20 protein-coding genes are annotated in these 26,273 nt (G+C 56.6%); 8 read left to right on the top strand and 12 right to left on the bottom strand.

Annotation, left to right across the window (positions count from 1 at the left end; all coding sequences use genetic code 11):
* The first annotated feature begins 2 nt into the window (after positions 1–2).
* From PKKP23_RS16860 to PKKP23_RS16835, 6 genes are read left to right on the top strand one after another with little or no spacing between them, the layout of a single operon-like run.
* A complete protein-coding gene (locus PKKP23_RS16860) occupies positions 3–1,049 on the top strand; it encodes an NAD-dependent epimerase/dehydratase family protein (protein ID WP_126877750.1) in 1,047 nt (348 codons plus the stop codon).
* Positions 1,046–1,852, top strand: coding sequence for a transketolase (locus PKKP23_RS16855; RefSeq protein ID WP_126877749.1), 807 nt, complete (start codon positions 1,046–1,048; stop codon positions 1,850–1,852). The genes PKKP23_RS16860 and PKKP23_RS16855 overlap by 4 nt, the downstream gene beginning before the upstream one ends.
* Positions 1,849–2,778 (top strand): transketolase family protein, encoded by a 930-nt coding sequence (locus tag PKKP23_RS16850; protein ID WP_126877748.1) that lies wholly within the window; start codon positions 1,849–1,851, stop codon positions 2,776–2,778. Before PKKP23_RS16855 ends, PKKP23_RS16850 begins: the two co-directional genes overlap by 4 nt.
* A gap of 4 nt (positions 2,779–2,782) precedes the next feature.
* Complete coding sequence (locus PKKP23_RS16845; RefSeq protein WP_126877747.1) at positions 2,783–3,205, top strand: GtrA family protein; 423 nt, start codon at positions 2,783–2,785, stop codon at positions 3,203–3,205.
* Positions 3,202–4,221 (top strand): glycosyltransferase family 2 protein, encoded by a 1,020-nt coding sequence (locus tag PKKP23_RS16840; protein ID WP_126877746.1) that lies wholly within the window; start codon positions 3,202–3,204, stop codon positions 4,219–4,221. Before PKKP23_RS16845 ends, PKKP23_RS16840 begins: the two co-directional genes overlap by 4 nt.
* The gene (locus PKKP23_RS16835; protein ID WP_240659037.1) at positions 4,218–6,065 is read left to right on the top strand and encodes a sugar translocase; all 1,848 of its coding nucleotides are present in this window, start codon (positions 4,218–4,220) and stop codon (positions 6,063–6,065) included. Before PKKP23_RS16840 ends, PKKP23_RS16835 begins: the two co-directional genes overlap by 4 nt.
* 401 nt (positions 6,066–6,466) lie before the next feature.
* Here PKKP23_RS16835 and PKKP23_RS16830 read toward each other — a convergent pair whose 3' ends face one another.
* From PKKP23_RS16830 to PKKP23_RS16820, 3 genes are all read right to left on the bottom strand, one after another.
* Positions 6,467–7,669: a sulfotransferase family protein gene (locus PKKP23_RS16830; RefSeq protein WP_126877745.1), complete on the bottom strand. Its 1,203-nt coding sequence runs from the start codon at positions 7,667–7,669 to the stop codon at positions 6,467–6,469.
* 626 nt (positions 7,670–8,295) lie between these two features.
* Positions 8,296–9,480: a glycosyltransferase family 4 protein gene (locus PKKP23_RS16825; RefSeq protein WP_126877744.1), complete on the bottom strand. Its 1,185-nt coding sequence runs from the start codon at positions 9,478–9,480 to the stop codon at positions 8,296–8,298.
* Between the two features lie 116 nt (positions 9,481–9,596).
* The gene (locus PKKP23_RS16820) at positions 9,597–11,483 is read right to left on the bottom strand and encodes a nucleoside-diphosphate sugar epimerase/dehydratase (protein WP_126877743.1); all 1,887 of its coding nucleotides are present in this window, start codon (positions 11,481–11,483) and stop codon (positions 9,597–9,599) included.
* Between the two features lie 303 nt (positions 11,484–11,786).
* Between PKKP23_RS16820 and PKKP23_RS16815 the strand changes: the two genes are divergently transcribed.
* On the top strand, positions 11,787–13,238 hold the full coding sequence (locus PKKP23_RS16815) for a mannose-1-phosphate guanylyltransferase/mannose-6-phosphate isomerase (protein ID WP_126877742.1): 1,452 nt from the start codon (positions 11,787–11,789) through the stop codon (positions 13,236–13,238).
* A gap of 168 nt (positions 13,239–13,406) precedes the next feature.
* Complete coding sequence (locus tag PKKP23_RS16810) at positions 13,407–14,480, top strand: glycosyltransferase family 4 protein (RefSeq protein WP_338120161.1); 1,074 nt, start codon at positions 13,407–13,409, stop codon at positions 14,478–14,480.
* Between the two features lie 140 nt (positions 14,481–14,620).
* On the opposite strand, the gene PKKP23_RS16805 is transcribed toward PKKP23_RS16810, so the two are convergent.
* The 9 genes from PKKP23_RS16805 to rfbB all read right to left on the bottom strand — a co-directional run bounded on the left by PKKP23_RS16805 (position 14,621) and on the right by rfbB (position 26,165).
* Positions 14,621–17,206, bottom strand: a complete 2,586-nt coding sequence (locus PKKP23_RS16805; protein ID WP_126877740.1) for a glycosyltransferase family 4 protein — start codon at positions 17,204–17,206, stop codon at positions 14,621–14,623.
* Positions 17,207–17,223: 17 nt separating this feature from the next.
* Positions 17,224–18,606 carry a class I SAM-dependent methyltransferase gene (locus PKKP23_RS16800; protein ID WP_126877739.1) on the bottom strand — a complete coding sequence of 461 codons (1,383 nt, stop codon included), beginning with the start codon at positions 18,604–18,606 and terminating at the stop codon, positions 17,224–17,226.
* Positions 18,607–18,629: 23 nt separating this feature from the next.
* Entirely contained in the window at positions 18,630–19,853 is a 1,224-nt protein-coding gene (locus PKKP23_RS16795) for an ABC transporter ATP-binding protein (protein ID WP_126877738.1), read from the bottom strand.
* A gap of 595 nt (positions 19,854–20,448) precedes the next feature.
* A complete protein-coding gene (gmd, locus tag PKKP23_RS16790; protein WP_126877737.1) occupies positions 20,449–21,489 on the bottom strand; it encodes a GDP-mannose 4,6-dehydratase in 1,041 nt (346 codons plus the stop codon).
* Between the two features lie 124 nt (positions 21,490–21,613).
* On the bottom strand, positions 21,614–22,408 hold the full coding sequence (locus tag PKKP23_RS16785) for an ABC transporter permease (RefSeq protein WP_126877736.1): 795 nt from the start codon (positions 22,406–22,408) through the stop codon (positions 21,614–21,616).
* Positions 22,409–22,576: 168 nt separating this feature from the next.
* A complete protein-coding gene (gene rfbD / locus PKKP23_RS16780; RefSeq protein ID WP_126877735.1) occupies positions 22,577–23,485 on the bottom strand; it encodes a dTDP-4-dehydrorhamnose reductase in 909 nt (302 codons plus the stop codon).
* 175 nt (positions 23,486–23,660) lie between these two features.
* Positions 23,661–24,212, bottom strand: coding sequence for a dTDP-4-dehydrorhamnose 3,5-epimerase (gene rfbC / locus PKKP23_RS16775; protein WP_126877734.1), 552 nt, complete (start codon positions 24,210–24,212; stop codon positions 23,661–23,663).
* Positions 24,209–25,090: a glucose-1-phosphate thymidylyltransferase RfbA gene (gene rfbA / locus PKKP23_RS16770; RefSeq protein ID WP_126877733.1), complete on the bottom strand. Its 882-nt coding sequence runs from the start codon at positions 25,088–25,090 to the stop codon at positions 24,209–24,211. The genes rfbC and rfbA overlap by 4 nt, the downstream gene beginning before the upstream one ends.
* A 10-nt stretch (positions 25,091–25,100) precedes the next feature.
* A complete protein-coding gene (gene rfbB, locus PKKP23_RS16765) occupies positions 25,101–26,165 on the bottom strand; it encodes a dTDP-glucose 4,6-dehydratase (RefSeq protein ID WP_126877732.1) in 1,065 nt (354 codons plus the stop codon).
* Between the last annotated feature and the right edge of the window lie 108 nt (positions 26,166–26,273).

Below are 26,273 nucleotides of genomic sequence, written 5' to 3'. Positions count from 1 at the left end.
ACATGCGAAAGCCGCTGCCACAGGAAGATCTGGACTTCATCGTCGAGCAAACCGCCGACGTGTGGTCCACATTCGACCGCGCGCGGCTTTTCATGACCGGTGCAACGGGCTTCATCGGGTCATGGTTGCTCGAGGTCATACAGCATGCGAACCGGGTAAGAGGCTGCGGCATCGAGGTTGTTGCGCTAAGCCGCGAGCCGGACCGGGCACGCGCGCAGGCGCCGCATCTTTTCAATGTCCCCGGCATGACGCTCATCGCGGGTGACGTCGTGAACTTTGAGGCCGACGTTGGCGCCATCGATCTGTGCATTCATGCCGCAACAGACGTCGCGGATACCACCAAGGCCGGCGACCGGTTGCGCGTGTTCGATACGGGCGTGATCGGCACACGGCGTGTGCTGGATCTTGCGCGGGCCAACGGTGCCTCCAGGTTTCTGTTGACGTCGAGCGGCGCCGTCTATGGCACACAGCCCGCCACGCTCGCTCGCACGCCAGAGACGTTTTCCGGCGCGCCTGATCCTCTCGACGTCAACACGGCATACGGTCAGAGCAAACGCGCCGCCGAATGGCTTGCGGCGGCGTACGGTCAACATGGCGACCTGCACGTTTCGATTGCCCGCATCTACGCGCTTTTGGGCCCCGCCATTCCGCTCGACGGTCCGTTCGCAGCCGGCAACTTCATTCGCGACGCATTGGCAGGACAGCAGATCGCCATCAATGGCGACGGACGACCGCTGCGCAGCTATCTGTACATGGCGGACGCCTGTGTCTGGCTATTGCGGATCCTGCAACACGGCGAACGGGGCGAAGCGTACAACGTAGGTTCCGAACACGAGATTTCGATTATCGAGCTCGCGCGCGCAGTTGAACGCCTGTGCGGCTCGCCACTCGCGGCGATGCCGCGGGCCCAGGCGAAGGACGCCCCCCCGCCGCGATACATACCTGACACGACGAAGGCGCGCACCGCTCTCGGTGTCGACGAATTCACTTCCTTAGAATGCGCTCTGTCAAAGACGATCAACTGGAGCCGCGTGGCGGTCACAGCATGAGAAAGTTCGACGCGTCCCGAATCCGCAAGACGGTTCTCGATATGGCGTTTGCAGGCTCGACGGTTCATATCGGCTGCGCGTTTTCAATTGTAGAACTGATTGCGGTGCTCTACCGCAATCATCTGCGCTTCGACGAGACTAATCCGCGGTCCGCAACGCGCGACTACATGGTGCTCAGCAAAGGCCACGGCGTCATGGCGCAATACGCCTGCCTCCACGAGATTGGCTGGTTGCCGGACGACGAGATCGCCCGTTATTTCGGCAACGGCACGCGGCTGAAAGGGCTCGCGGATGCGCACGTGCCCGGCGTGGAAGTCACCGCCGGCTCCCTTGGCCATGGCTTGTCTGTTGGCGTAGGGCTCGCGCTTGCCGCCAAACGGAATAACACTGACCAGATCTGCTATGCCCTGGTGGGCGACGGCGAGCTGAACGAGGGCACCATCTGGGAAGCCGCCCTGTTTGCTGCGCAGTTCAAGCTCGACAACCTCATTGTTATCGTCGACGCGAACGGTTTTCAGGCCATGGGAACAACTGACGAGGTCATGGGCCTCGGCGATATCGCTGCAAAGTTTGCGGCCTTCGATTTCGACGCGGTCACGATAGACGGCCACGACGAGTCAGCAATCGACCGCGCATACAGCGATCTGAAGACCCGCAAGAACGGGCGGCCCAAAGCGCTGATCGCGAAGACCGTGAAAGGGAAAGGCGTGTCGTTCATGGAGCACGACAACATCTGGCACTACACGCGACTCAACCCCAAGACGTATGAGGCGGCCGTTGCCGAACTTGGAGGCAAGGCATGAGAGACGCATTTTCGAACGCCCTTGTGGCTGCCGCGCAAAAAGACCCCAAGGTACTTTTGCTCACCGGTGACCATGGCTACGCGCTGTTCGATCCATTCCGGAAAGCCTGCCCGGACCAATATCTGAATTGCGGCATTGCCGAGCAGAACATGGTTGGCGTGGCAGCAGGGCTTGCGAAAGCGGGCTTCCGCCCGATCGTCTACGGCCTTGCCGCGTTCGTGCCCATTCGCGTGCTCGAACAGATCAAGATCGACGTGTGCTACGAGGATCTGCCCGTCACCTTCATCGGAGACGGCGCCGGCGTGGTTTACGCTCAACTGGGTACGAGCCACCAAAGTACGGAAGATATTGCTGCCCTGCGCGCCGTACCGCAGATTTCGATCTACTCGCCATGTGATCGCTTCGAGCTGACCGCTTGTGCGCAGCACATCCTTGAGAACTCGCGACCCGCTTATCTCCGCATGGGCAAAGCCGATCTCGGCGATGTCCATCGCGCCCCCTTGACGGACTGCGCGAGCGGCGATTTGATCCCGGTAACGAATACTGGTGCGTCGTACCTCTTCGTCGGCACGGGCTCGGGCGTCAAGCTGGCTCAACAGGCCGCAGCCGCGATAGGGAATGCCGACGTGGTTTCAGTGCCATGCCTGAAACCGTTCCCTGCCGCCTCCCTGCGCAAGCTGGCCGAGGGACGTGAGGCAATCGTCACGTTCGAAGAGCACTCCATCTACGGCGGCCTTGGCGGCGCAGTCGCGGAAACGCTCATGGGGCAGTATGTCGGAACCTTCGTTCGCGTCGGCATTCCGGATCAATTCAGCACGCTGTGCGGCAACTATCCTTTCCTGATGGAAAGTCATGGCCTCGCACCCGAGGCGGTGGAAAAGCAGATCAAGCGCGCGCTCGATGCAAGCATCCAATACGAGCGGTAACGACATGGCAGACGGAACGCCCGCCGGTGCCAGCACAACATCAGACCGTGAGCCGGCCGTGAAGACGGTTTATCAGCTGATCCGCTTTCTCGTGGTAGGCGGCCTCAACACGGTTTTCGGCTATTCGCTCTTCGCGGTATTTACGTTTATAGGTCTGACGTACCCAGTTGCGATCGGGCTCGCAACCATTGGTGGAGTGCTGTTCAACTTCCAGAGCATAGGGCGACTCGTATTTGACGGCGCGCCGCGGTCGCGCTTCTGGCGTTTCGTAGGTGTCTACTGTGTCATCTACCTCGTCAACCTGGGAGGCGTGCGCCTGCTTTTGAGTCTGGGTGCCAACGTTTACGTCGCCAATGCCATCACGCTGGTTCCCCTCAGCCTGCTAGCCTTTATTCTCAATCGCCGGTTCGTTTTCAATTTGCCATGAAGCACATCACGGTCGTCACTCCCTGTTTCAACGAAGAGGAAAACGTGGAGGCGGTGTATAGCGAAACGCGCCGCATCTTCTCGACCATCCCTGAAGTCACCTACGACCATCTCTTCATCGACAACGCATCTACCGACACGACGGTAAGCAAGTTGCGCAGCATCGCGGCAGCGGACCCGAACGTGAGCGTCATCGTGAATGCGCGAAATTTTGGGCATATTCGCTCGCCCATGTATGGTTTGCTGCAAGCGAAGGGCGACGCGGTCATTCTGTTGGTGGCCGATCTTCAGGACCCGCCGGAGTTGATGCGCGAGTTCGTCAAGAACTGGCTTGCCGGCGCACCGATCGTGATCGGCGTAAAGCCGGAGGCGAAAGAGTCGGCGCTGTTCTTCGCGCTGCGCCGCATGTACTACCGCCTCGTTACGCGCATCGCGAACGTGAAGCTCATTCAGAACTTCACTGGGTTCGGTCTGTACGACCGCAAGGTGATTGAGATCCTGCGCCAGATCGACGATCCCTATCCGTACTTCCGCGGCCTGGTCTGCGAGATCGGCTTTGATGTAATCCAGTTGCCTTACGTGCAACCCAGACGCAAGCGCGGCATTTCGAAGAACAATTTTTACACGCTGTACGATATTGCGATGCTCGGCATCACGTCGCATTCCAAGGTGCCGTTGCGCCTCGCGACCATTGCCGGATTCTTCCTCTCGGGCGTTAGCCTTTGCGTTTCGTTCATTTATCTGGTGCTCAAGCTGCTGTACTGGAACAGCTTTTCAATGGGCAGCGCACCGATGCTCATCGGTTTGTTTTTCTTCTCGTCTGTTCAGCTGTTTTTTATCGGCTTGCTGGGCGAGTACGTTGGCGCGATTCTGACGTATGCGCAAAAGCGGCCGTTGGTGGTAGAGAGGGAGCGGATCAACTCCACCGCTGATTCAACGCTCACACCGTCAATGCCCGGAACCAAAGTTAGCTTGTTCACGCCCTCGGCACAACCCACAAAAGGCTCGATCTCGTGACAGACTTCGTAGCGAAAGATACTTTCCCCACCGAAATGCAGCCAAAGAAGCTGCCATGGATTATACCGTGCTTGCTCGGCTTGCTCTCATTTCTGGTAGGTTGGCTACTTGTCATCGGCACATCCCGATTTGACCTGCATGTGCCATTGATCTATTCGGGCGATGGATTACTTATCCTCGCATTTATCAAGCGCGTGATGGAGAATCCATGGATTTTCCATAGTGGCATGATGGGCGCACCATTCGGGTCGTCTCTTTACGATTATCCCATTCCAGACTCGGGAAGCTTACTCGCACTCAAGGTATTCGGCCTCGTGTCCGGAAGCGCAGGAGCAGCGCTTAACGCTTACTACCTTCTAGGTTTCCCGTTGAATGCGCTGGCCGGCTACTTTGTCGCAAGAACCTTTTGCGTGTCGCGCCCACTCAGCTTCGCAGCTGGCTTTGTTTTCACGCTTTTACCTTTTCACTTTTTACGTATCGGCCATCTTTTTTATACATGGTATTTTACGGCGCCATTATTCATTTTATTTGCAAAAAAAATATATGATGGAGACACTGGATTTTTCACAAGCCATCACAATACACCGAAGCAACTCTTGAACGCTGTTGCGCTCCTATTGCTTTCATGCTTTGGTGTTTATTATTCGTTCTTTGGCGTCCTTACTTTTTTAATCGCGGGGTTTATGAGATGCGTGAGGGAGCGCACCGTTCGGTCAGCCATTCCTTGTGCATTAGCGGTAGCAATTATAACCTGCGGCGTCGTGGCAAACGTAGCTCCAAATTTAATGGATCGTGCTGAGCACGGCCAAAATCCCGAGGTTGCTCAACGATCTCCTGCCGAGGCCGAAATTTATGGTCTGAAGATCGTCCAACTCCTTCTACCTCGCCCAGGACATCGTGTTGCACCCTTCGCCAAGTTAAATAGCGAATATTCAACTGTTGCTCCGCTGGTTAATGAAAACGTGACATCATCGCTAGGACTGGTTGGCAGTGTTGGTTTTCTGACATTGCTCGTGGTCCTGCTTGCGCCAAAAACGGCTTCCCATCGGGACGAACGCGCTCACTTCTTGGCGGCTGTCACGTTCGTCCTTGTATTATTTTGCACGGTAGGGGGCGGCTCCGCACTATTCAGCGTGTTAGTCAGTCCGATGATTCGTGCATGGAACCGTGTTAGCGTATTTATCGCATTCACATGCATCTGTTCGTCAATGCTGTTGGTGCAAAAATTGCTCGAATGGAGACGCATGTACCGCCGTGGCGCGCCACTGCTAAGCGTTATAGCAGTAGCACTCTGTGCCATAGCCGTCTGGGATCAAACAACGCCTCCCTGTAGGGGTTGCCTTGAAGCGGATCAAGCACAATACGAAAGTGACGCACGTTTTGTAGCGATGATTGAAAAGGCCAGCCCCAAAACTGGAATGGTCTATCAGTTGCCATATATGGCTTTTCCGGAAGTGCCACCACTCAACGCACTCCAAAGCTACGATCAAATCCGTGGATATTTACAGTCGAAATGGCTTGGATGGAGCTACGGCGGCATCAAAGGACGTCCCGGCGACCTGTTCTTTCGCGCTTTGGCCGCTGAGCCGCTTGAACAGCAAATCATCGTTGCTCGCCGAATTGGCTTCAGTGGTCTTTATGTAGACCGGCGCGGCTACCCCGATCACGGGAAAGCCATTGAGGCCGAACTAAGGCGATTACTAGGTCGACCGCCGAAGCTCGTCAGTGACAACGGACAACAAATGTTCTTCGATCTCACGAATGATGGTATCAACTTCATTCCGTTACCGTCCGGCCTTTCTACCCAGCAGATCATAGAACGGGCTGGTTTCGGCCTGAAGTGACGCCGACATGGGCGGATCGCAATGTTGACGCTTGGAGCGCAAACTATCGCAGGTGCAACGATCGTCGAGTACAGTGCAGAGCAAGAGATCGTGATGCTGTGATTTCGCTATTGAAAGCGCGCCATTTAACTGCGTGTTCGTTGGCAAAGCCGGCAGTGCCCCGGAGTTTGGCGTAGATCTTTTGAGCATCTTGCTGTCATACCGCATAGAAAGATCGAACTCGCTTGGGACCATGATCCGGCTGTCACCAAAATAATTTGAAAAAGCACAGAATAGCAGCGCAGGTGCGTGCATTCGCCAGTTGACATCGTGGCAAGACGCCCTCACGACTGCTCTTGACAGGCTGTGGACAAAATGCAGCCGATGGACGCCATGTCAACTGTCAGCGATCGCTGAACGTTCTAACCAATCACGACCTCGCAGTCCACAAATACCGACGATTCCGCCTCATCGAACCAAGCCACCCCCTCTTGTACAAGAGTGAGCCTCAAAATGTATTTACCGATCTGCACCGGCGCCACGATTATCACCCTAAAATCCCTCTTCTCCCCGACCAACAACGGGGGAGATATCGCGGTGCGCTGGCCATCAAACACCACCATCGTGCCATCAGCCGCGTTGCGCCAATGGTAGGAGATATTGACAGGGTTCGCATTCGAATCGCCAGCTTCACAGAAGGAGCGATTCGCGATCGTCACTTTGATCTCAAATCGCTCCGCCGCCGCGATATGACATGGTGCCTCAATTAAGCCAACCTGAAACCGTTTCCTTTCGTCCGCGGGCAAAGGACCGCGCCATGCCCCCCTCGGATGCTCACATCTAGACCTGTAATGTGAATCAAGTAGTGATTTAACCATCAAACTAAACCGATCGTCGAAAACCTCACAAGCCCAGTTGTACAGCTTACGGTCTAGCTCAGTAATTTCGTTGATAGCGGCAATCACCTCGGATGATATCTCCCGCGCGGAGGGACGATTAGTCCCAACGTTTAATTTCTGTGGCCAAAAATTCGGATAGAAATTCATGGCATATGAAATTAAATTGATTGAATCATCCATTCGTTCGGTTATACCAAAGCATGCACACTGCTCGAGCCGCCTCTTTGCAATATTGAGCAATTTCTGATCGTTACCCCGATGAGCATACTGCTTTACTATGGCCTGACCATAACCAACCGGGTCGCGAGAAAGCGCAGAATAATCAAGATCGACAGCAAGGAATAGTGTTTGTGCGTTGATCATGTCCCAATTTGTTTGCTCGTCTCGAACAAAATCGAGTAGAGACCAATTTCGGGTTATCAGATCATGATGGCGATATGCCCCTACTTCGCGCTTGACGTGCGAGTACCACGAAATAGTCCTTTGAACCGGATCCCTCAGTAGCGTGATATAGCGAAGCGGCCGCTTCAGATAGGTATTGAGCCCGTACCATAGATGGCCACGAAAAAACCGGTAATCTGCAAGCTGCAACCCCGGGATATCAAATAACTGGGGGAGCAACTGCGCAGGACAAACGTCAGCCGCACGGAACTGGGCATCGAGGAACGAAATAAAAGAACTGCCGCCTGTTTTCGGAATATGAAGATAATAGATGTCATCATCCACGCGAAGAACCTATTGTCAGAGAAGAAGCTTAGCGATCGGGGCAGAAGGCCGGCGAGACAGTCTGATCGAGTAGAGTGGAAACCCGTAAATTATCCCACAGACAGGGGTATCGCACCGACGTCAAAATTCGTTACATCAGCGGAGTTGCTGCTACGGGGCGTGACTTCGGGGAACATTTCCAACACCAGCAAACTAACCGGCCTTGGGCCGCAATTACGATCGCAATGCATTCAAGCTGAAACTGTGAGCGCTCCCCGGTTAGGGAGTCTGGCGCAAAAAATTGGCTCCATCAGCGTTCAACTGGACAGCCTTCCTCGTTCGACGCCCAGTATGCAACAATCGGCTCCGCATTTTTGTTCCGCATCACATGCCCTCGCGCAGCAAGACGGATTACGACATCGCAACCACCCGAGTCGGGGTCGCCCGTCGCAAGACTTGCGAAATTGTCATCCGGAATGGTGACTTGGGTGGTCAATGACTCGACCTGAGCTAACCTGCGCACGAGCGTCCCAACATCATGCCCCCTCGTCACCCAAATCCGCGCAAAGCGTTCGGCCGACAAGCCCGTTGCGCCCGTCACTGTTATCCCGCATGCCGTATTCCCTCTTGCGCTATCCGCGGCAGATTCACGAAACCAGTGAACGGTACACGTTGCAAGTCTGCTCGACCGTCGTGCCCCAACTTAATTCGGTCGCTCGTCGCAGCCCCCTCTTGATGAGTTCCTCGCGGAGCGCTTCATCAACAAGCAAACGTTCCAGCCCGGCCGTTATCTCGTCGACCGAGTAGGGGTCAATCTCGAGGGCCGCTCCCGCAACGACCTCCGGCAACGAAGTAACGTTGGACGTCAACACCGGCACACCGCTTGCCATCGCCTCCGCCACCGGCAAGCCAAATCCCTCGTAGAGCGATGGGTAGGCAAATACGGCCGCGGAAGCAAAAAAGCGCAGAAGATTCGTCCGCGACACATAACCTGGGGTTATCAGTTCGCCAGCCAGAGCGAGCGGGCCCGCCTGTTCCATCAGGGTCGAATTCATCCAGCCGTCGGCACCAATCAGCACAAGAGGAAATGCCTGACGCAGGACCCGGGGAAGACGAGCGAATGCCTCGACGAGACGCGCCAGATTCTTACGAGGCTGCAGCGTGCAAACCGAGAGCACGAACCCCCGGTATCGCAAATTCAGTTGCGCAAGTGCCGTCGCACAGAACTCCTCACCATACGGCTGAAAGGCCGGTTCCACACCTAAGGGAATGGCGACCACTTTTTCATCCGGCAACCCGTAGATCTCGTGAATTTCGTTCTTCGTGTAACGACTTACTGCGATGACCGTTTGTGCCTGCTTCAGCGTACGCGGTAACCCGTTATCAAGATATCCGACCGCTACCCGTGGGTGAAATTCTGGGTGCCGACGATGCGACAAATCATGAATGGTCACCACGTTGGGCCCGTGGTATCGGGAAGCAACGAAGTTCGTCTCATGATAAAGGTAGCCGCGCCGGCTGAAGTCCCGGCGTAGCTTTGCAGACGCGAAGGCGCGCACCAGGGTACGCGAGTTGTAGACGCCCGGCACATGCCGGGCTGCCCGCAAAACCGATGCTTTCCATCCCACACTGAACTGTGCAGCCTTCTGTAGAGCGTCCTCGGCACGCAGCAGTGCGTCCAGGCTGCCCTCCCGGAAGACCGTTGATCCAACCCACCCAGCAATGTCCTCGACGTCAGGCTGACGCAGCAATCCCTCCAGCAGATGTTGTGTGTAGTAGCTGACGCCGCTTCTTGGAGGACGCAGCGAATTCAGATCGAATAACAACTTCATGCAAACGAAACCCGAATGGCTTGTGGTAGGTCAACCGTGAGCACAGCATCGCGGCGAAGGGCGCCATCGTACGACAAGGCTAGTCGGAATGGGACGTCGGTGATGTACAGCGCGCCTCAGCCAGACACCGGCACCTGCCGGACAGACGGCAGACTTTGTAGCGCGGGGAGGGCTGTCGGTTCATATTCGGGCATCCATCGGCGCAGGTCGCGACGCACTTCATCATCGCTTGGCACTCGATGTTGCATCAGCCAAGGCAGGAGCTCATCAAGCACGTGACCAGGCACCTCGCGTGCACGTGCGATTCTCAGTTTGGGATGCGGGGTGCGTGTGGTCGTTTCATCGTCTGCCAACAATTCTTCATACAGTTTTTCTCCAGGACGAAGACCTGTAAAGATAATGCGGATTTGCTCCTCACTAAATCCGTACAGGCGAATGAGGTCACGAGCCAGATCGACGATCTTCACCGGTTGCCCCATATCGAGGATGAATATCTCGCCGCCCTGCCCCATGCTGGACGCCTGCAGCACAAGTTGAGAGGCCTCGGGAATGGTCATGAAAAAACGCGTGATTTCTGGATGGGTGACCGTGACCGGGCCGCCCTTCGCAATCTGCTGCTGGAACTTTGGAATCACACTGCCCGCGCTTCCCAGTACGTTGCCAAATCGCACGGTCTCGAATTGCGTGTGCGAACTCGTCTGCTGTAGCGCCTGACACACCATTTCGGCAAGCCGCTTGCTGGCACCCATGACGTTTGTCGGATTAACTGCCTTGTCGGTGGAGATCAGAACAAAGCGCCGCGCCCCATGCCGAATTGCCGCTCGCGCCACGCGGTAGGTACCGAGGACATTGTTGCGGACCGCCTGCCACGCATTCAACTGCTCCATCAGAGGAACATGCTTATACGCGGCAGCGTGGTAAACGATGAATGGCGCATAACGACTCAGCACCTGGTCAAGCAACAGCGAATCTTTTGCGTCGCCGACGACGGAAACGACGGACGATGCGGGAAAGCGCTCCGCCAATTCTTCCGTAAGTCGATACATCGCGTACTCAGAAAGATCGAACGCAACCAGCTGAGCAGGTTCGAAGCGAAGAATCTGCCGACACAACTCGGAGCCAATGGAACCACCAGCCCCGGTAACCATGACGACCCTCCCGCGTAGGAGTGCTTCGACATGCGGCGTGTCGATATGCACGGGGTCGCGCCCGAGCAAATCCTCGAGGTCAATTTGACGCACCCGCGAAAGGGATGCTTGGCCTTGCGTAACAGGTGTAAGCGCCGGTAACACCATCGCCTTAACACCCGCCCGCACGCAAATGGTGGCAACGCGACGCTGGGCCTGGGCCGAGGCGGATGGGATGGCAATGATGGCATGCTCGGCTCTCAGCTCTGAAGCAAACCGGGACAGCTCTCCGATCGGCCCCAAGACCTTGTAACCGTATATCTCGCGGCCTCGCTTGACCGGATCGTCGTCAAGAAGACCCACCAACCGCCACTCGGCAGAGCGCGATAGCTCCCGTGCAAGACTGGCCCCAGCCGCGCCTGCGCCGAGGACGAGGACGGGCTTTCCCTGGGCCACGAGCCCGCCATAAAGGTAAAACTCCTTGGTCGCTCGATATAGAGCGCGTGTGCCACCCATGACGAGAAAAAGCAACATGGGTGAGACGAGCAAAACTGACCGAGGAATGATCGGAAACGGCTGCAGCATCACCGCGCCAATCATCACAAGCAGCCCCCCGGTGACAATCGCCTTGGAAATGCGCACGAGATCAGGCAAGCTCGCGAATACCCACATGCCGCGGTACAAGCCAAAGATGCGAAACATGAGGGAGTAGGTCAGCACGACCCACGTCAGGGAGTGGACTGCGCCGCGCCAGAAATCATCCGGCACGATCCCGTTAAATCGGATCGCATACGCCGCCAGCCATGCCCCTGCTACCGCACACGCATCGAAGGCGAAAGCACTGAGCGATAACCACGACGATTTGAGACGAGACATCTGGCGACTTTCCTTGGCAAGGAGGCTGGTAAGCGGATTACGTCGAAAAAGAACAATTATGCCAACGCCAGGAAGCAAATACTATGCGCGTGCCAGCGGAGGCCGGGCTCCCTGTCAACACAACGCCTTACTGGGGCAACGCGACCGCACAAAGGTACCGCGTTCGACGGCGTTCGAAGGTAGGGAAAAGAGTTCGAGCGCGCAACATTGGTAACCAAATGTAGGGAATCGGGCGACCAACGTTGCGAAATCGGCTAGAATCGGCGCCTGCATAGTGGATCGAACGTCCTTACACACGGTTTCATGAACATCATTCCTGTGATCATTTGCGGCGGTGCAGGTACGCGCCTGTGGCCGGTGTCCCGCGAAGCCTTCCCCAAACCGCTACTGAAACTCGCCGACGGGCAAAGTCTCCTCCAGAAGACGTTTTTGCGGGCAACGCGCGTAGCTTCAGAAAAAGAAGTTCTCGTCGTAACGAACCGTGAAACGTTCTTCCTTACAAAGGACGAATGCGCCGACGTGCGAGCCGACGTCTCGCGAGTGGGGTTTGTCCTCGAACCTTCAGCGCGCAACACTGCGGCGGCGATTGGCGTAGCTGCCCAAGTAGTGCGGGAAGAACACGGCGCAGACGCCATTATGCTTGTCATGCCGGCCGACCAGTTGATCGAGGACGAGGCTGCATTCGGTGTCGCGATAGAACACGCTGCACGCGCGGCGCGGGAAGGACAGCTTGTCACCTTTGGCATCCGGCCCACCTGCCCCGAAACGGGTTACGGCTATATCGAGTACGAAGCCCATCCTTTGCCCGGAACCGACGCGGTCCATAAAGTCGTCCGATTCATCGAAAAGCCTGAACTGCGCGTTGCGCAAGAACTCGTAGCGGACGGACACCACCTGTGGAATGCCGGGATATTTTGCTTCACGGCCGAAACCCTGTTGGCCGAGCTTCAGTGCCATGCACCCGGGGTACTGGAACCGGCATTGGCCGCGGTTGAAGAGGCACGGCGAAGCACGGCGAGTGACGGCTTCTCGGTGGAGCTCAACGCAGACCGTTTCAACGAAGCGCAGGACATCTCAATTGACTATGCGGTGATGGAACGGTCGGACAAAGTGGCCGTCGTGCCGTGTGAACTAGGGTGGAGTGATATTGGATCCTGGCTCGCAATCAGCGAACTGACCGCACCGGACCCCGAAGGCAACAGGATCCACGGCGAGGCTGAGCTTTACGATGTCGGCAATTGCTTTGTGCGCAGCGATGAGCGCCTGATTGGTATGGTGGGCGTACACGATCTCATCGTGGTAGACACGCCCGACGCGTTGCTTATCGCAGAACGGTCCCGTGCGCAGGACGTTAAGCAGATCGTTGCCAAGCTGAAGCGCGCGAACCACCAGTCCTATCGACTGCACCGTACCGTACATCGCCCGTGGGGCACCTATACCGTGCTCGAGGAGGGAGATCGCTTCAAGATGAAGCGCATCGTCGTCAAGCCGGGCGCTTCGCTATCCCTGCAGATGCACCACCATCGTAGCGAACACTGGATCGTCGTCAGCGGTTGCGCTGACATCGTAAATGGCGACAAAGTGATTTCCCTACAGCCGAACGAATCGACGTACATTCCTGCTGGACACAAGCATCGGCTAATCAACCCTGGTGTCCTTGACCTCGTCTTGATTGAAGTACAGTGCGGCGAATATCTTGGCGAGGACGACATTGTCCGGTTCGAGGACATTTACGGACGAGCACCGGCCGCATGACTTTGCCGACACCCAGCTAACTCATAGCCGACTAATTCGGCAATTCTCTCGACCTTGCGATTGAGACCACACAATACTGCCGCAGTTGAGACGTCAATCGCCACGTAAGATTCCTGGCCGTACCCCATGCGCGTTCTTCACTTCTATAAGACATATAAACCGGATTCCATGGGCGGCGTTGAAGAACTGATCGGCCAGATATGCTCCGGCGCCGCTAAGCGGGGCGTTACGAGCGAGGTTTTAACGGTCAGCCGGAACCCAACGACTGTGGATTTCGGGGATCACGTCCATCATCGAGCGAAGCTCGATGTAGAAATTGCTTCGTCTGCGTTTTCAATAGCAGCATTCAAGCGCTTCGCGGAACTTGCGCGCGACGCCGATCTGATTCATTACCATTTTCCATGGCCGTTTGCGGATGTGGTGCATTTTGCTACCCATTTGCGTAAGCCGACGGTAGTGACATATCACTCAGACATCGTGAGGCAGAAGGTGCTGCTGCAGCTCTACCGACCGTTAAGAGATCGCTTTCTCGCAAGCGTCGACAAGATCGTTGCCACCTCGCCGAACTACGTGGCAACGAGCACCGTGCTTAAGCGCTACCGTGACAAGGTGGAAATTATTCCCATCGGACTCGATCCAGCATCCTACCCCGCCCCTTCCTCTGCAAGACTACGTTACTGGAAGGACCGAGCAGGCGAGAAATTCTTTTTGTTTGTCGGTAACCTTCGGTATTACAAAGGACTACATATACTCCTAGACTCGCTGCGTGGCACTGATTTTCGCGTGATTATCGTGGGTGCCGGGCCTATTGAAAGCGAGCTTCGCGACCAGGCTACCCGGCTAAGACTGAGCCAGGTCGAGTTCGTCGGGCCGGTCGACGACGACGACAAAATCGCATTGCTGACGCTGTGCCGCGCGCTCGTATTTCCGTCCCATCTGCGTTCCGAAGCGTTCGGCATTTCGCTGCTCGAGGGCGCCATGTTCGGCAAGGCGCTGATTTCCGCGGAAATTGGCACTGGCACCTCATACGTAAACGTCGACTCCGAAACCGGCATTGTGGTGCCGCCTAGCGATGCCGCGTCGTTGCGCAACGCGATGGACTCACTGTGGGCCGACGAGGCCCTAGCGACCCGCTTGGGGGCGAATGCACGCAAGCGGTTTGAGGCACACTTTACCGCCGAGCGGATGGTCGAATCGTATGTCGCGGTATACGACTCGCTCGTAAGGCAGACAGAATCTTGAAATGGTCCTATGGACTGCCTGCTGTCATCCGGCACGGCTCAACAAGCCGGGCCGGATAGAAACTGACTCAGCGTACGTTGCACCAAGATTTATCAAGTACGCTTCGCGAATCCGAATGAAGCAACGTAGCCGAGCTGAAGCTAGACCTCTTCGATAGGCCGCCAAGCACCATACCAAGCGTCTTCAAATATCACCCTCTTCAACTGCTCAGCGCTCTGCTCCCATGTCAGCCATGACATGGCCGCCGAAGAAGGCTCTCGCCCAGCATTGCGCAAATTCAACCAATCTTGCAATGTCCGCGCCAACGCTTCGCCTGAATCGCCTTCGAAATACAGCGCGTGATCCCCGGCCACTTCGCGGAAGACGGGCAGATCCCGCGCAATGATTGGCAATCCCTTTTGAGCGGCTTCGATTAGCGGCAAACCGAACCCTTCACCCTTGGAGGCGGCGAGGAGACACGTTGCTACGTCATAGACCTTTTCCAGGTACTCGTCGCTGATACCCTCCAGCCAAAAGAAACGCCTATTCAGTTTCGGATGACTCTTTAGTGACTGATCGAAGCCATTCAGGCCCCAGCCAGCCTTGCCGACGATCACCAGGTTTACGTCGACGCCGTCCGCCCATAGTTTCTCGAAGGCCTCAAAAGCCTGCACGTGACCTTTGCGAGGTTCCACTGTCCCAACCATCAGGATAGTTGGTCGGGCGCTCAACGACCCGAGCACTTCCGGCGCGTTGTCCGGTACACCTTTGGACGGTTGACTACTGTCGATATCGGCGCCAAGGTGGAAGTAACCAAGTTGCAAATCCCGCAGCCGCAGAATTTGTGTCGCGTCAAGCCAGCTCCGGATGTCGTCTGCTACAGCGCGTGAAATACCTACCAAGCCATCAGACACCGTCGAGATCGTCTTAAACCATAGCGGGAAGCACTGGGCAATTACCTCCGGGAACCACTCTGGTCGCATAATGGGTAGAAGATCATAGACGACGAAATAAATCTTCACCCCACGCCGCCGTTGCGTTGCAAACCACTGTTGCGCAAGCGGCACACAATCGGCGACCAAATCAAGACCGAGAAAAATATCGCCCGATTGCGTCTCCAACCACTCGTCTTCGCTTTCAATTGTCTCTATGTCAATGTTGAATTCGCGCCAGAATCGGTTTGCGTAACGATAAGCCATCACCGAACGATCCAGCCTCACAGGCCTAACTTGCCAACCCGCCGGCGGAGCCGCAAGCAACTGGCGTAGTATCGAGCGAGTCACCCGCTGGATCCCAGACTTTGCGTCGATCTCGCAAAGCACAGATACATCGACAAAAATTTGCGGCGTGCACCCAACCCGCTGATTTGCGGCAACCGCGTGCGCACTGGCAAGATAATCGGCGTCCGACGCAGGCGGGTCCAGTCTGGCCAACGCTTCAATGAGTCGGTGATAGCGCGCGTCCGCTGATTCCGTTGCACGCATCGCATCAGTCCCGTGCGCTGCATTATCGGACGCACCACTCGCCTCTCTTCGCTGTACTGCAGCCTCAAAAGCCTGCACTGCGCGACGACCAGTCTCATCCCAAGAAAATCTTTGGACGCGTGTGTGCGCATATTCACGCAACGAATTCGAAAATTCGATATCCGTGAGTGCCCGATACAGCATCGACTTCATCGCTGATATGTCGTGGGGATCAAATAATGCATCCTCACGCCCGATGACTTCCGGAATGCTCGTGGCGTTCGCGCCTATGACCGGCGCGCCGCACGCCATTGCCTCAAGTGCCGGCAGACCAAATCCCTCGTGAAAAGACGGGAACACAAATAATTGACACAAATTGTAAAGCGACACAAGATCATGATCCGAAACGTAGCCCGCCAGAACGAGTTCGTCGGGCTCGAGCCCGTTCAAACTAGCAAGCTCGCGCAACTTTGCCGAATTAGACTCTGTCGCCTGGCACACCATAAACAGCTGGTGTTGCCTGCGCATTTCGATCGGCAGCTTTGAGTACGCGACGATGAGACCTTCCAGGTTTTTTCGCGGCTCAACGATACCTGTCGTCATTACAAAAGGGCGTGCAATGGAATAGCGTCCAAGCAGATCGCGAATGTCGCCCTCGGACAGCGAAATCCGTCGGAAGGACTCCGACACGGCAGACGAAATGTTGGTGATGCGTTCGCGCGATATGTCGAGCTCCCGCGTCGCCTCGTCGCCGCAGTAAGCTGAGATCGCAAGCAGCACGTCGGCACGCTTGAGAGCGTCGATCTTCCTGTAGTAGTGCTGCTTGAAACCAGCATCCGTTAAGTATCTGGCCGGATTCAGGTATGGAATCAAGTCATAGAGCGTGACTGCCGTTATGGTTTGCGCATCGAAGGCTTTCACGGACGTCAGCGAGTTATCGACGTATCCCTCGAATAGGCTGCTGATATGCAGGACGTCTGGTTCAAGCTCCGCAATTGCATACTCGCGGATCAGTTCTGCTGCACGGGTACGCCAGTCGTGCGCCGCTTGGTAGGGCGTCAACGCAGGCACTGAGAAGGTCGCTATACGGTCGGACGGAAGCAACCCGGAAAATGCGGCCCGAACGGGCTCCACAGCTTCGGGGAACAAATCGTTCAACAAAATCCATATTTCGTGATCACCCGCGTTGCGAACAATCGACTTCGCCAATGCCAGGCTGTATCGGCCAATACCCCGCAATCTGCTGGCTGATTGGCAACCCTGGAGATCCAAAACAATGCGCATGTTTGTACGGTCGATGATTATTGGGTATCGGCTTTCTTTGCCTTGAGCAAATCGCCGTAGATCTTGCGCCCACGCGCGGTCAATAGCTCGAACGATTCGATAGGAAGCGTGGAGGACTCTGTCGTAACTCCGCGCAAAATGTCGAGACCAACGGAACCCACGAGACGACTACGGAGTCCGGGAAACCGTGAGAGAATCTTCGAGACTCTCGATTTAAGGAACGGGCGCGACCGAACGTAGCCAGCGGTGCGCAACAGCGCGAGTTTTGCGATGCGCTTTCCACCGCTCCTTGATACGCCAGCGCTTTTGAGAACCGCACTTGCCGCACGTAGGGGGGTCGTTATGCGCCAGCTTCGACTGTTCAGAAGTTCGCTCACGTGCTGCTGCAATAGGGTCGCCTCCACTTCGGCTGTAGCGGCACGTCCCTGAGCCTCACGTGTCTCAGCTTCCGCCGTCGCAGCACGTGCCCGCGCCTCGCGCACATCAAGTTCGATTCTTTGAGCCTCCGCATGCGCCGCCCGAGCTCTTGTCTCGGTGTCCTTTAGGCGAATCTCAAATTGGCGCGATTTCTCTCGCCATTCCACCGCCTCCCGTTCTGCTTTAACAATTCTAGCTATCAACTCATTCACATCCTTTTCTTCTCTGGCTGATACGGCAAGTGATGAAGCGCTGGCCAGCGACTCAGCGATTTCTACTAGAACTGCGTCGCGCTTCTTAAACGCGACGATCGCGTAGTCTGGCGCCTGCATCAGATTGAGGTCAAGCGCAGTGACGACTTTATTGATCACGCTCGCACCGGGCAATTGCTCCGGCATAAGTTCCAGATCGTTCTGAATGAAGTTCCGATTGACAGGCACAATCGCAACGCTTTCGAATCCGCAATATTCTGCGGCAAAGCTAAGCAGAACTGATGGAATGGGTCGTTCATGTGTGGGGTCTAAGTAGAAATTGCATGCCCCAACTACGAGATTAGCCGGATTGGGGGTTTCAAGAAGAATCGCGCCTTGCTCGTCGATCACGCGATGAGCTTCCTTCATGAAGGCAAGAAGATTGTCAAACCCCAAGTGCTCGACCACGTGAAACGCGCTGACCAAGCCATATACGCCAGCAGGTTGCACCTTCAAAAACTCAAGCGCATCAGCCTTGATGGCCGATAGTCCCGCAGAGCGAGCACCTGCGACAAACTCCTCGTTGAGATCAAGACCCTCGGCAACAATGCCATGTTCCGTAAGTAATTCCAACCATTCGGCACGTCCGCAGCCTACATCCAGCACCTTCTTGCCAGTCCTGGCATTGAGCGCTTCAACGATAGGCATGTAGACGCGCTGACGTGCCTTGATCGTAGCCCGGCTACCGCGAAAACGGTCTTCCAGCGCTCGATAGAAATCGTCCGTCAGCATAAATCTCCGCCTCTTCTCTCGACTTAATAGTTTTCAATAGTTAATGTGGGCTCAATCCAGGCACATCCGACAAACTTTCTCTTCGACATGTTGATCACCTGGAACACCACGGCAAGATCCCGCCACTCGTAATTCTTAATGATATGCGTGTCGCCAGCGTGCAGTGCAATGGCGATCGAGTAAGTTCCCTCGCCGAGGTTGGCGGGAAACGTAAAGCTATATTTAATGCGATCATCCCGCACCAACGCCTGCCTGGAATGTTCCAAGTGATGGCTGTTGGTTCCAAAAACCGGCTGACCCAATCGATCCTTGATCATGTAACCGATCACGAGTTCGGCGATATCTTGGTTAATCAGCACGTCGACCTCAAGGCGCAGAGTACTTCCTACGTCGACAGCCTCGACCGCGAAGCCATTTGGGCCTAACAGTCGAATATTGCTGATAGAGGCCTCTCCCGACCCCGAAATTGTCTGAGTCGCCTTATCGTTGCTCGGAATCTGTTTGACCGACTTCCCTTCTTTATCTGCAAGTAACGCGTTGTAGTAATCAAAAATTGATTCGGGCGACCCCTCTTTATCGAGCCGGCCCTCATTCAGCAAAATGGCCCGATCACAAATGGCCTGAATGGCTGTTTTGTCGTGAGAAACAATGAGCAACGTCGTTCCCAGTTCGCGGTACGATCGAATTCGGTCGAAACTCTTGTGCTGAAAGTAGGCGTCGCCTACGGACAACGCTTCGTCTACGATCAGAATGTCGGGGCGCTGAAACGTTGCAACACTGAACGCCAGTCGCATCTGCATACCGCTTGAATAAATGCGAACCGGCTTGTCGATTGCCTCACCTATTTCGGCGAAGTCTTCGATCCGTTCCATGCTCGCGTTTATTTCGTCCGCGCTATAACCAAGCAGCTGCCCCGCCATGATGACGTTCTGCCGCCCCGTAAAATCGGGGTGGAAGCCCATCCCAAGTTCGAGCATGGCAGCAACACGGCCACTGACAGCAATACTGCCTGTGGTCGGCTGCGTCGTACCGGTGATCATCTTGAGCAGCGTGCTTTTTCCCGCACCGTTAATGCCCACAATTCCAACAGCCTCACCTTGTTTGACCTCGAAGCTGATGTCTCGAAGCACCCATCTAAGATCATGGCGAACGATGCGGCTCGGCGACATCCATTCCAGCAACCGACCAAAACGGGACGGATACTGCCTGTAAGCTTTGCCGACACTTTTTACGGATATGCTGCCCATAGGGTTTGATCCAGTGCTACATTGTGTAAATTGTAGTGAGCGTTTCCATATTGCACGTTGCGGCGTGCGTCTGTTACCCGGCGTTTTGATCGCGGACGCCCCAACAGGACTGGCATGCTGCACCAATTGCGAGGAGCACGCCGATGAGAGCTTGTTCACTGCCTCGGTAGACCGTGGCATCCATCAGCACCCTAGAGAGCGATCGATACGGAAGAGAGACCATCGCCGACATCAGCCCATGGTGCCACTGAGAGTCGTGATTCGGCTCGCACTGACATGCCGCGCAGTACCTTGCGCACAGGGATGATGAGTTCGACCCAATCGATCTTTAGGCGGGATTAGCCCATCCCGAAAAGACGCACCGCCGCAATCTGCAGACGCGGCGCGATGGAAAACAAGCTGTGTTGCCGACGCCGAACTTCGCAAGATTAACGCTGCTGCCTGCGAGCCCATGCAAACTTGGCTAGGTGGCGGCGATTGGCTCGTAAGATACCAGCGTCCATTCCCATAAACGCCCGGTATCCCGTGGCTCGCGCTCCATCTAAACGTTGGCAAGCCGCGAATGCCGGTGTCTACGTCGGCGTTCAGGACGAACTCAGAACGACAAACCGGTCTTGTTCCGACGCAGGTCCGCCTCAACCATCATCTTGCAAAGTGATTCGAGTGTCGTTGTCGGTTCCCACCCGAGCTTGCTTTTCGCCTTCGAAGCGTCGCCAATCAACAGATCGACTTCCGCCGGGCGGTAGAACTTCGGGTTGACGCGCACGACAATCTTACCACTCGATGCGTCTACACCCGTCTCCTGCTCGGCCTGGCCTCGCCACTCGATCTCCGTGCCGACAGCCTTGAAAGCCATCGATACGAAGTCCCGAACCGTTTCAGTCCGATTCGTCGCAAGGACAAACGTATCGGCCTCGTCGACCTGCAGCATGCGCCACATACCTTCGACATATTCCTTCGCGAAGCCCCAGTCTCGTTTTGCGTCGAGATTCCCGAGCTCCAACATATCCAGCTTGCCGAGAGAAATCTTCGCGACCGAGTCGGTAATCTTGCGCGTCACGAATTCACGCCCGCGCAACGGCGATTCGTGGTTGAAGAGAATACCGCTGGAACCAAAGATGCCGTATGACTCGCGATAGTTCACCGTAATCCAGTGCGCGTAGAGTTTTGCGACGCCATAGGGGCTACGAGGGTAGAACGGCGTGTCCTCCTTCTGTGGCACGGCCTGGACCTTGCCGAACATTTCAGACGTTGACGCCTGGTAAAAGCGAATGGACTGGTCCAGAATACGGATCGCTTCGAGCACATGTAGTGCGCCAACACCAGTAATTTCCGCGGTGGTAACAGGCTGCTCGAACGACACCCCAACGAAGCTCTGCGCCGCCAGGTTGTACACTTCCCGAGGCTTCGCCTTCTCGATCAGACGGATGGTCGCGCCAAGGTCGGTCAGGTCGTGTTCGACAAGATGCAAGCGAGGATCGTTCAGGACTCCGAGCTCGTCCATCCGCCAGAAGTTCACCGAACTCGTGCGCCGATACGTACCGTACACTTCGTAGCCACGCGCCAGCAACAGCTGCGTGAGATATGCCCCGTCCTGCCCTGTGATGCCTGTTACAACTGCGCTTGTCAATTCCATCTCCTTGAGAAGCCACGCCTCCGCAGCCGCTCTGCGAAGTAATGAACACAACAAAAAAAGTGCGGCAGATTATAGCCGAGCGGAAGATACTTACCGTCAGCACTGCCTGTGCCCCCTCATTCCACTAGAGCTCGTCGACCATTTCCGCAGCATGCCTCCGGAACAGGTAGAGTCCCAGCATGCACGCTAGCACTCCAACGACGAGCACTGGCCAAACAGTCGTCCAGTCTGGCCATGCATGATTAACCAGGATCGTCTGGTACCCCTGGATCAACGACGCCATGGGGTTCAACCTGATCAACGGCCTGACTCCCTCGGGCAGCACATGCCAAGGGTACACAACCGGAGTAAACCAGAACCAGAACTGCAAAAGAATACCGGTAAACTGTCCGACGTCCCGGAAAAATACGTTCAGTACCCCTAGCGTAATGCCGAGGCCAATACTGAAGACGACCTGAACCAGCAGCAGCGGGACCAATCCAAAGAACGCCATACCTGGGAAGTTTCCCGTCGCGACCAGAAAAACAAGAAACAGCGAGAAGATGATGGCGAAGTTAAGCAGCGCCGAGCATGTGACGATGGCCGGCAACGCTATGCGTGGAAAGCTGATCTTCTTGAGGAGATTTGCGTTGTCCACAAACACGCTCTGTGCGCGAGAGATGATCTCAGCGAACAGGCCCCATGTCAGCACCCCGGCGCATAGATAGATGCTATAGCCGAACGTATTTTCCACGCCAGGCATCCGCGATCTCATAACTTCGGAAAAAATGACGGTGTAAACCGCGATCATGGCGAGCGGCTGCAGAATCAGCCACAACGCGCCCAACATGCTCGTCCGGTAACGCGTCTGAAATTCCCGCTTGACGCTGCCGAACACGAAACCGCGGTACCGGACCAGGGCACTTAGCAATGCACTCAACTTGTTTCCTCAATATCCATGTCCGGCGCCATACAGACTCTTAAGGCAAATGGCCGGCCCCCGTGCCAAGACGATAATCGCCCGATATTGTCGGCCATCCATCGTTGAAAAGGCAACCATGAGCAGCGGCCGACCGTCGGCCGAGCATTTGAGATCAAAGCTGACGTCTCATGCCTCGCGCTCAGCGAGGCAGAGATGCAGCGCGTCGCGCCAGTCTGGAGGGCGCAGGCCGAATGTCGCAGAAAGCTTGGCACCGGACAGACGAGAATTACGTGGCCGTTGGGCAGGCGTGGGATATTCGTCTGATGTAATAGGCACAATCCGCGGCCTTACCGGCATTGCAGCGATATCAAAAATCGCTTCGGCAAAACCGGCCCATGAGGTATAGCCCGATGCCGTCAAATGATAAATACCTGAACGCTGCGCCCACCACTCCTGCCGATCCTTCTCTTGTACGGCAAACGCCTGCGCAACAATATGGGCGGTCAATTCTGCAATAGTGCGCGCCCATGTGGGCGCTCCCACCTGGTCATCCACAACTCGCAATTCCGTGTGCTGTGCTGCGAGGCGCAGCATCGTTTGCACGAAATTTCGGCCGTGGGCGCCATAGACCCAACTGGTACGGAGGACGAGATGGCTCGCCCCAGCCTCGGCGATTGCTAGCTCCCCGTCCAGTTTGCTTTTGCCGTAAACGTTTAGCGGCCCTACTCGATCGCCTTCGGAATATGCTCCGTCCCCCGTGCCGTCAAAGACGTAATCGGTCGAGTAGTGAATCAGCGGAATGCGAAGCCGCCGCGCCTCAGACGCGAGGATGCCGGGCGCCACCGCATTGATGCTGTTTGCGAGATCGATTTCGGTTTCTGCGTGGTCAACCGCTGTATACGCAGCTGGGTTGACGATCAGTGAAGGTCTCACTTCACGTATCAATTCTTCAATTTGGCGGCCGCTCGCCAGATCCAGAGTATCGCGACCAGGCGCGACGACACGCCCCAACCCCTGAAAGCTGCGCACCAGTTCGAAGCCCACTTGACCGGATGCACCGGTTACAAGGATGACGCGTTCATTTAGATAGGACATGGAGAAGTGACATCAGAAGCATGCGAACTCGATGTCGCCTTCGAGGCCGACCACATCAAGACGCGATATATGAAATACGGGCCAGATGATCAACGGATCAACACCGCCCAACGAATAGACGCGCCCGTAACATGACGGACGACCTTCTCAGTACGCCCGAAGCCGCGAGCGACGCTCATGCGTACACCTCCGCCTCAACGAGCCGCTTGCCTGCGGCGTCCTTCGCTGCCAGCAGCGGCTCGCCTTCGAGCGGCCACGCCACGCCGACGTCCGCATCGTTCCACAGCAGACACCGCTCATGCTCGGGGAACCAGTAGTCGGTCGTCTTGTACAGGAACTCCGCGGACTCGGACAGCACAAGGAAGCCATGCGCGAAGCCGCCCGGAATCCAGAGTTGCCGCTTGTTGTCGGCGCTCAGCCGAACGCCGGCCCATTTGCCGAAGTTCGGCGAGTTCTTGCGGATATCCACCGCAACGTCGAAAACCTCGCCGGCGATCACGCGCACGAGCTTGCCCTGCGGTCGCTCGACCTGGTAGTGCAGGCCGCGCAAAACGTTCTTCGCCGACCTCGAATGGTTGTCCTGCACGAAGCAGGCTTCTTCGCCCACGGCTTCGGCAAACTCCTGCGCATTGAAGCTTTCGAAGAAAAAGCCGCGCGCGTCCGCGAAGACCTTCGGTTCGATAATTTTCACCTCAGGCAGCGTGGTAGGCGTAACGGTTATTTTCATGCGATGGGTTCCGAAAGTAGCTTGAGCAGGTAGGCGCCGTAACCATTCTTCGCAAGCGGTGCAGCAAGGCGCTCCACTTGCGCGGCGTCGATCCAGCGGTTTCTGAAGGCGATCTCTTCGGGGCACGCCACCATCAAGCCCTGCCGTTTCTGGAGTGTGGCAATGAACGTGGCTGCTTCGATCAGCGAATCGTGTGTTCCCGTGTCGAGCCAGGCGTAACCGCGTCCCATGATTTCGACGTGCAGCCTGGCTGCTTCGAGGTATCGGGAGTTGACGTCGGTGATTTCAAGCTCGCCGCGCGCGGACGGTTTGATGTCCGCTGCGATGTCGCACACGTCGTTGTCGTAGAAGTACAGCCCCGTGACCGCGTAGTTGGAGCGCGGGCGCGAAGGTTTCTCTTCGATGGAGCACGCACGGAACTGATCGTCGAACTCCACGACGCCATAGCGCTCCGGGTCGGTTACATGGTAGGCAAAGACCGTTGCGCCCACGTCCCGCGTGTTCGCCGCGTCGAGTTGCCGCGCCAGATCGTGACCGTAGAAGATGTTGTCGCCCAGAATCAACGCCGAGGGATCGCCGCCCACGAAATCGCGTCCGATGATGAACGCCTGCGCGAGCCCATCGGGCGACGGCTGCACGGCGTATTGAAGATTCATTCCCCACTGGCTGCCGTCGCCCAGCATCGACTGGAAGCGAGGCGTGTCCGCCGGCGTCGAGATGACCAGCACGTCGCGAATGCCGGCCAGCATGAGCGTGGAGAGCGGGTAGTAGACCATCGGCTTGTCGTACACCGGCAGCAACTGCTTCGACACCGCGTGCGTGATGGGGTAGAGCCGGGTGCCGGAACCGCCGGCCAGGATAATGCCCTTACGTGACATGACCGCCCCCTCAGCTTTGCGGCGCGTAGTGCTGTTCGATCCAGTGGCGATAGCTGCCGCTCGTCACGCCCTGCACCCACGCGGCATGATCGAGGTACCACTGAACGGTCTTCCTCAATCCGGTCTCGAACGTTTCCGCCGGCCGCCAGCCGAGTTCCCGTTCGATCTTCGTGGCATCGATGGCGTAGCGCTGGTCATGGCCGGGTCGGTCCTTGACGAACTCGATCTGTGATTCGTATCGGGCGCCTTCGCCCGCCGGCCGCAACTCGTCGAGCAAACCGCAGATCGTGCGCACGACCTCGATGTTCTTCTTCTCGTTCCATCCGCCGATGTTGTACGTCTCGCCCGGCGTTCCCCGTGCAAGCACCGTACGGATGGCCGCGCAATGGTCGCCGACATAAAGCCAGTCGCGCACGTTGGAGCCGTCGCCATAAACCGGCAGGCGTTTGCCCGCCAGCGCGTTGATGATAGTGAGCGGAATGAGCTTTTCGGGAAACTGGTAAGGGCCGTAGTTGTTGGAACAGTTGGTGGTCAGCGTCGGCAAGCCATAGGTGTGGTGGTAGGCCCGCACGAAATGGTCGGAGGCCGCCTTGCTCGCCGAGTACGGGCTATTGGGCGCGTATGCAGTGACTTCGCTGAACGCCGCATCGGCAGGAGCGAGGGAGCCGAATACTTCGTCCGTGGACACGTGCAGAAAACGGAACGAATCCCTTTCGCCGTCGCTGAGGCCGCCCCAGTAGGCACGTGCCGCTTCGAGCAGCGTGAACGTTCCCACCACGTTGGTCTGAACGAATTCGCCCGGGCCGTGAATGGAGCGGTCCACGTGGCTTTCGGCAGCGAAGTGAACGACGGCGCGTGGCTTGTACGTCGAAAAGAGCGCATCCATTGCCGCACGGTCGCAGATGTCTTCGCGCACGAACACGTGCCGTTCATCCGACGACAGCGGCGCAAGCGTTTCGGCGTTGCCCGCGTAGGTCAGTTTGTCGACGTTTACGACCGGCTCGTTGCCATCGCGCAGCCAGTCGAGCACGAAATTGGCGCCAATGAAGCCCGCGCCGCCTGTCACCAGAATCATTCCATTTCCTCTGAATCGATACTGCCTCGCCTGTCCGACGGTACAGGGCGGCAGCGAAACCACGGTACTGCGCTGGAGAAGCTATTATGTCACGCTGCCGGCCCGCTC

The sequence above is a fragment of the Paraburkholderia kururiensis JCM 10599 = LMG 19447 genome (assembly GCF_003986935.1).
Lineage (GTDB): Bacteria > Pseudomonadota > Gammaproteobacteria > Burkholderiales > Burkholderiaceae > Paraburkholderia > Paraburkholderia kururiensis.
The sequence above is the reverse complement of the archived record's forward strand: the minus strand, read 5'-3'. Positions and strand labels throughout refer to the sequence as shown.

What these genes read in the sequence shown, in the direction of transcription:
- PKKP23_RS16860 (WP_126877750.1), top strand. Translation starts at nt 3, where the DNA reads ATGCGAAAGCCGCTGCCACAGGAAGATCTGGACTTCATCGTCGAGCAA.
- PKKP23_RS16855 (WP_126877749.1), top strand. Translation starts at nt 1,046, where the DNA reads ATGAGAAAGTTCGACGCGTCCCGAATCCGCAAGACGGTTCTCGATATG.
- PKKP23_RS16850 (WP_126877748.1), top strand. Translation starts at nt 1,849, where the DNA reads ATGAGAGACGCATTTTCGAACGCCCTTGTGGCTGCCGCGCAAAAAGAC.
- PKKP23_RS16845 (WP_126877747.1), top strand. Translation starts at nt 2,783, where the DNA reads ATGGCAGACGGAACGCCCGCCGGTGCCAGCACAACATCAGACCGTGAG.
- PKKP23_RS16840 (WP_126877746.1), top strand. Translation starts at nt 3,202, where the DNA reads ATGAAGCACATCACGGTCGTCACTCCCTGTTTCAACGAAGAGGAAAAC.
- PKKP23_RS16825 (WP_126877744.1), bottom strand. Translation starts at nt 9,480, where the DNA reads ATGAAGTTGTTATTCGATCTGAATTCGCTGCGTCCTCCAAGAAGCGGC.
- PKKP23_RS16820 (WP_126877743.1), bottom strand. Translation starts at nt 11,483, where the DNA reads ATGTCTCGTCTCAAATCGTCGTGGTTATCGCTCAGTGCTTTCGCCTTC.
- PKKP23_RS16815 (WP_126877742.1), top strand. Translation starts at nt 11,787, where the DNA reads ATGAACATCATTCCTGTGATCATTTGCGGCGGTGCAGGTACGCGCCTG.
- PKKP23_RS16810 (WP_338120161.1), top strand. Translation starts at nt 13,407, where the DNA reads ATGGGCGGCGTTGAAGAACTGATCGGCCAGATATGCTCCGGCGCCGCT.
- PKKP23_RS16805 (WP_126877740.1), bottom strand. Translation starts at nt 17,206, where the DNA reads ATGCGCATTGTTTTGGATCTCCAGGGTTGCCAATCAGCCAGCAGATTG.
- PKKP23_RS16800 (WP_126877739.1), bottom strand. Translation starts at nt 18,606, where the DNA reads ATGCTGACGGACGATTTCTATCGAGCGCTGGAAGACCGTTTTCGCGGT.
- PKKP23_RS16795 (WP_126877738.1), bottom strand. Translation starts at nt 19,853, where the DNA reads ATGGGCAGCATATCCGTAAAAAGTGTCGGCAAAGCTTACAGGCAGTAT.
- gmd (WP_126877737.1), bottom strand. Translation starts at nt 21,489, where the DNA reads ATGGAATTGACAAGCGCAGTTGTAACAGGCATCACAGGGCAGGACGGG.
- rfbD (WP_126877735.1), bottom strand. Translation starts at nt 23,485, where the DNA reads ATGTCCTATCTAAATGAACGCGTCATCCTTGTAACCGGTGCATCCGGT.
- rfbC (WP_126877734.1), bottom strand. Translation starts at nt 24,212, where the DNA reads ATGAAAATAACCGTTACGCCTACCACGCTGCCTGAGGTGAAAATTATC.
- rfbA (WP_126877733.1), bottom strand. Translation starts at nt 25,090, where the DNA reads ATGTCACGTAAGGGCATTATCCTGGCCGGCGGTTCCGGCACCCGGCTC.
- rfbB (WP_126877732.1), bottom strand. Translation starts at nt 26,165, where the DNA reads ATGATTCTGGTGACAGGCGGCGCGGGCTTCATTGGCGCCAATTTCGTG.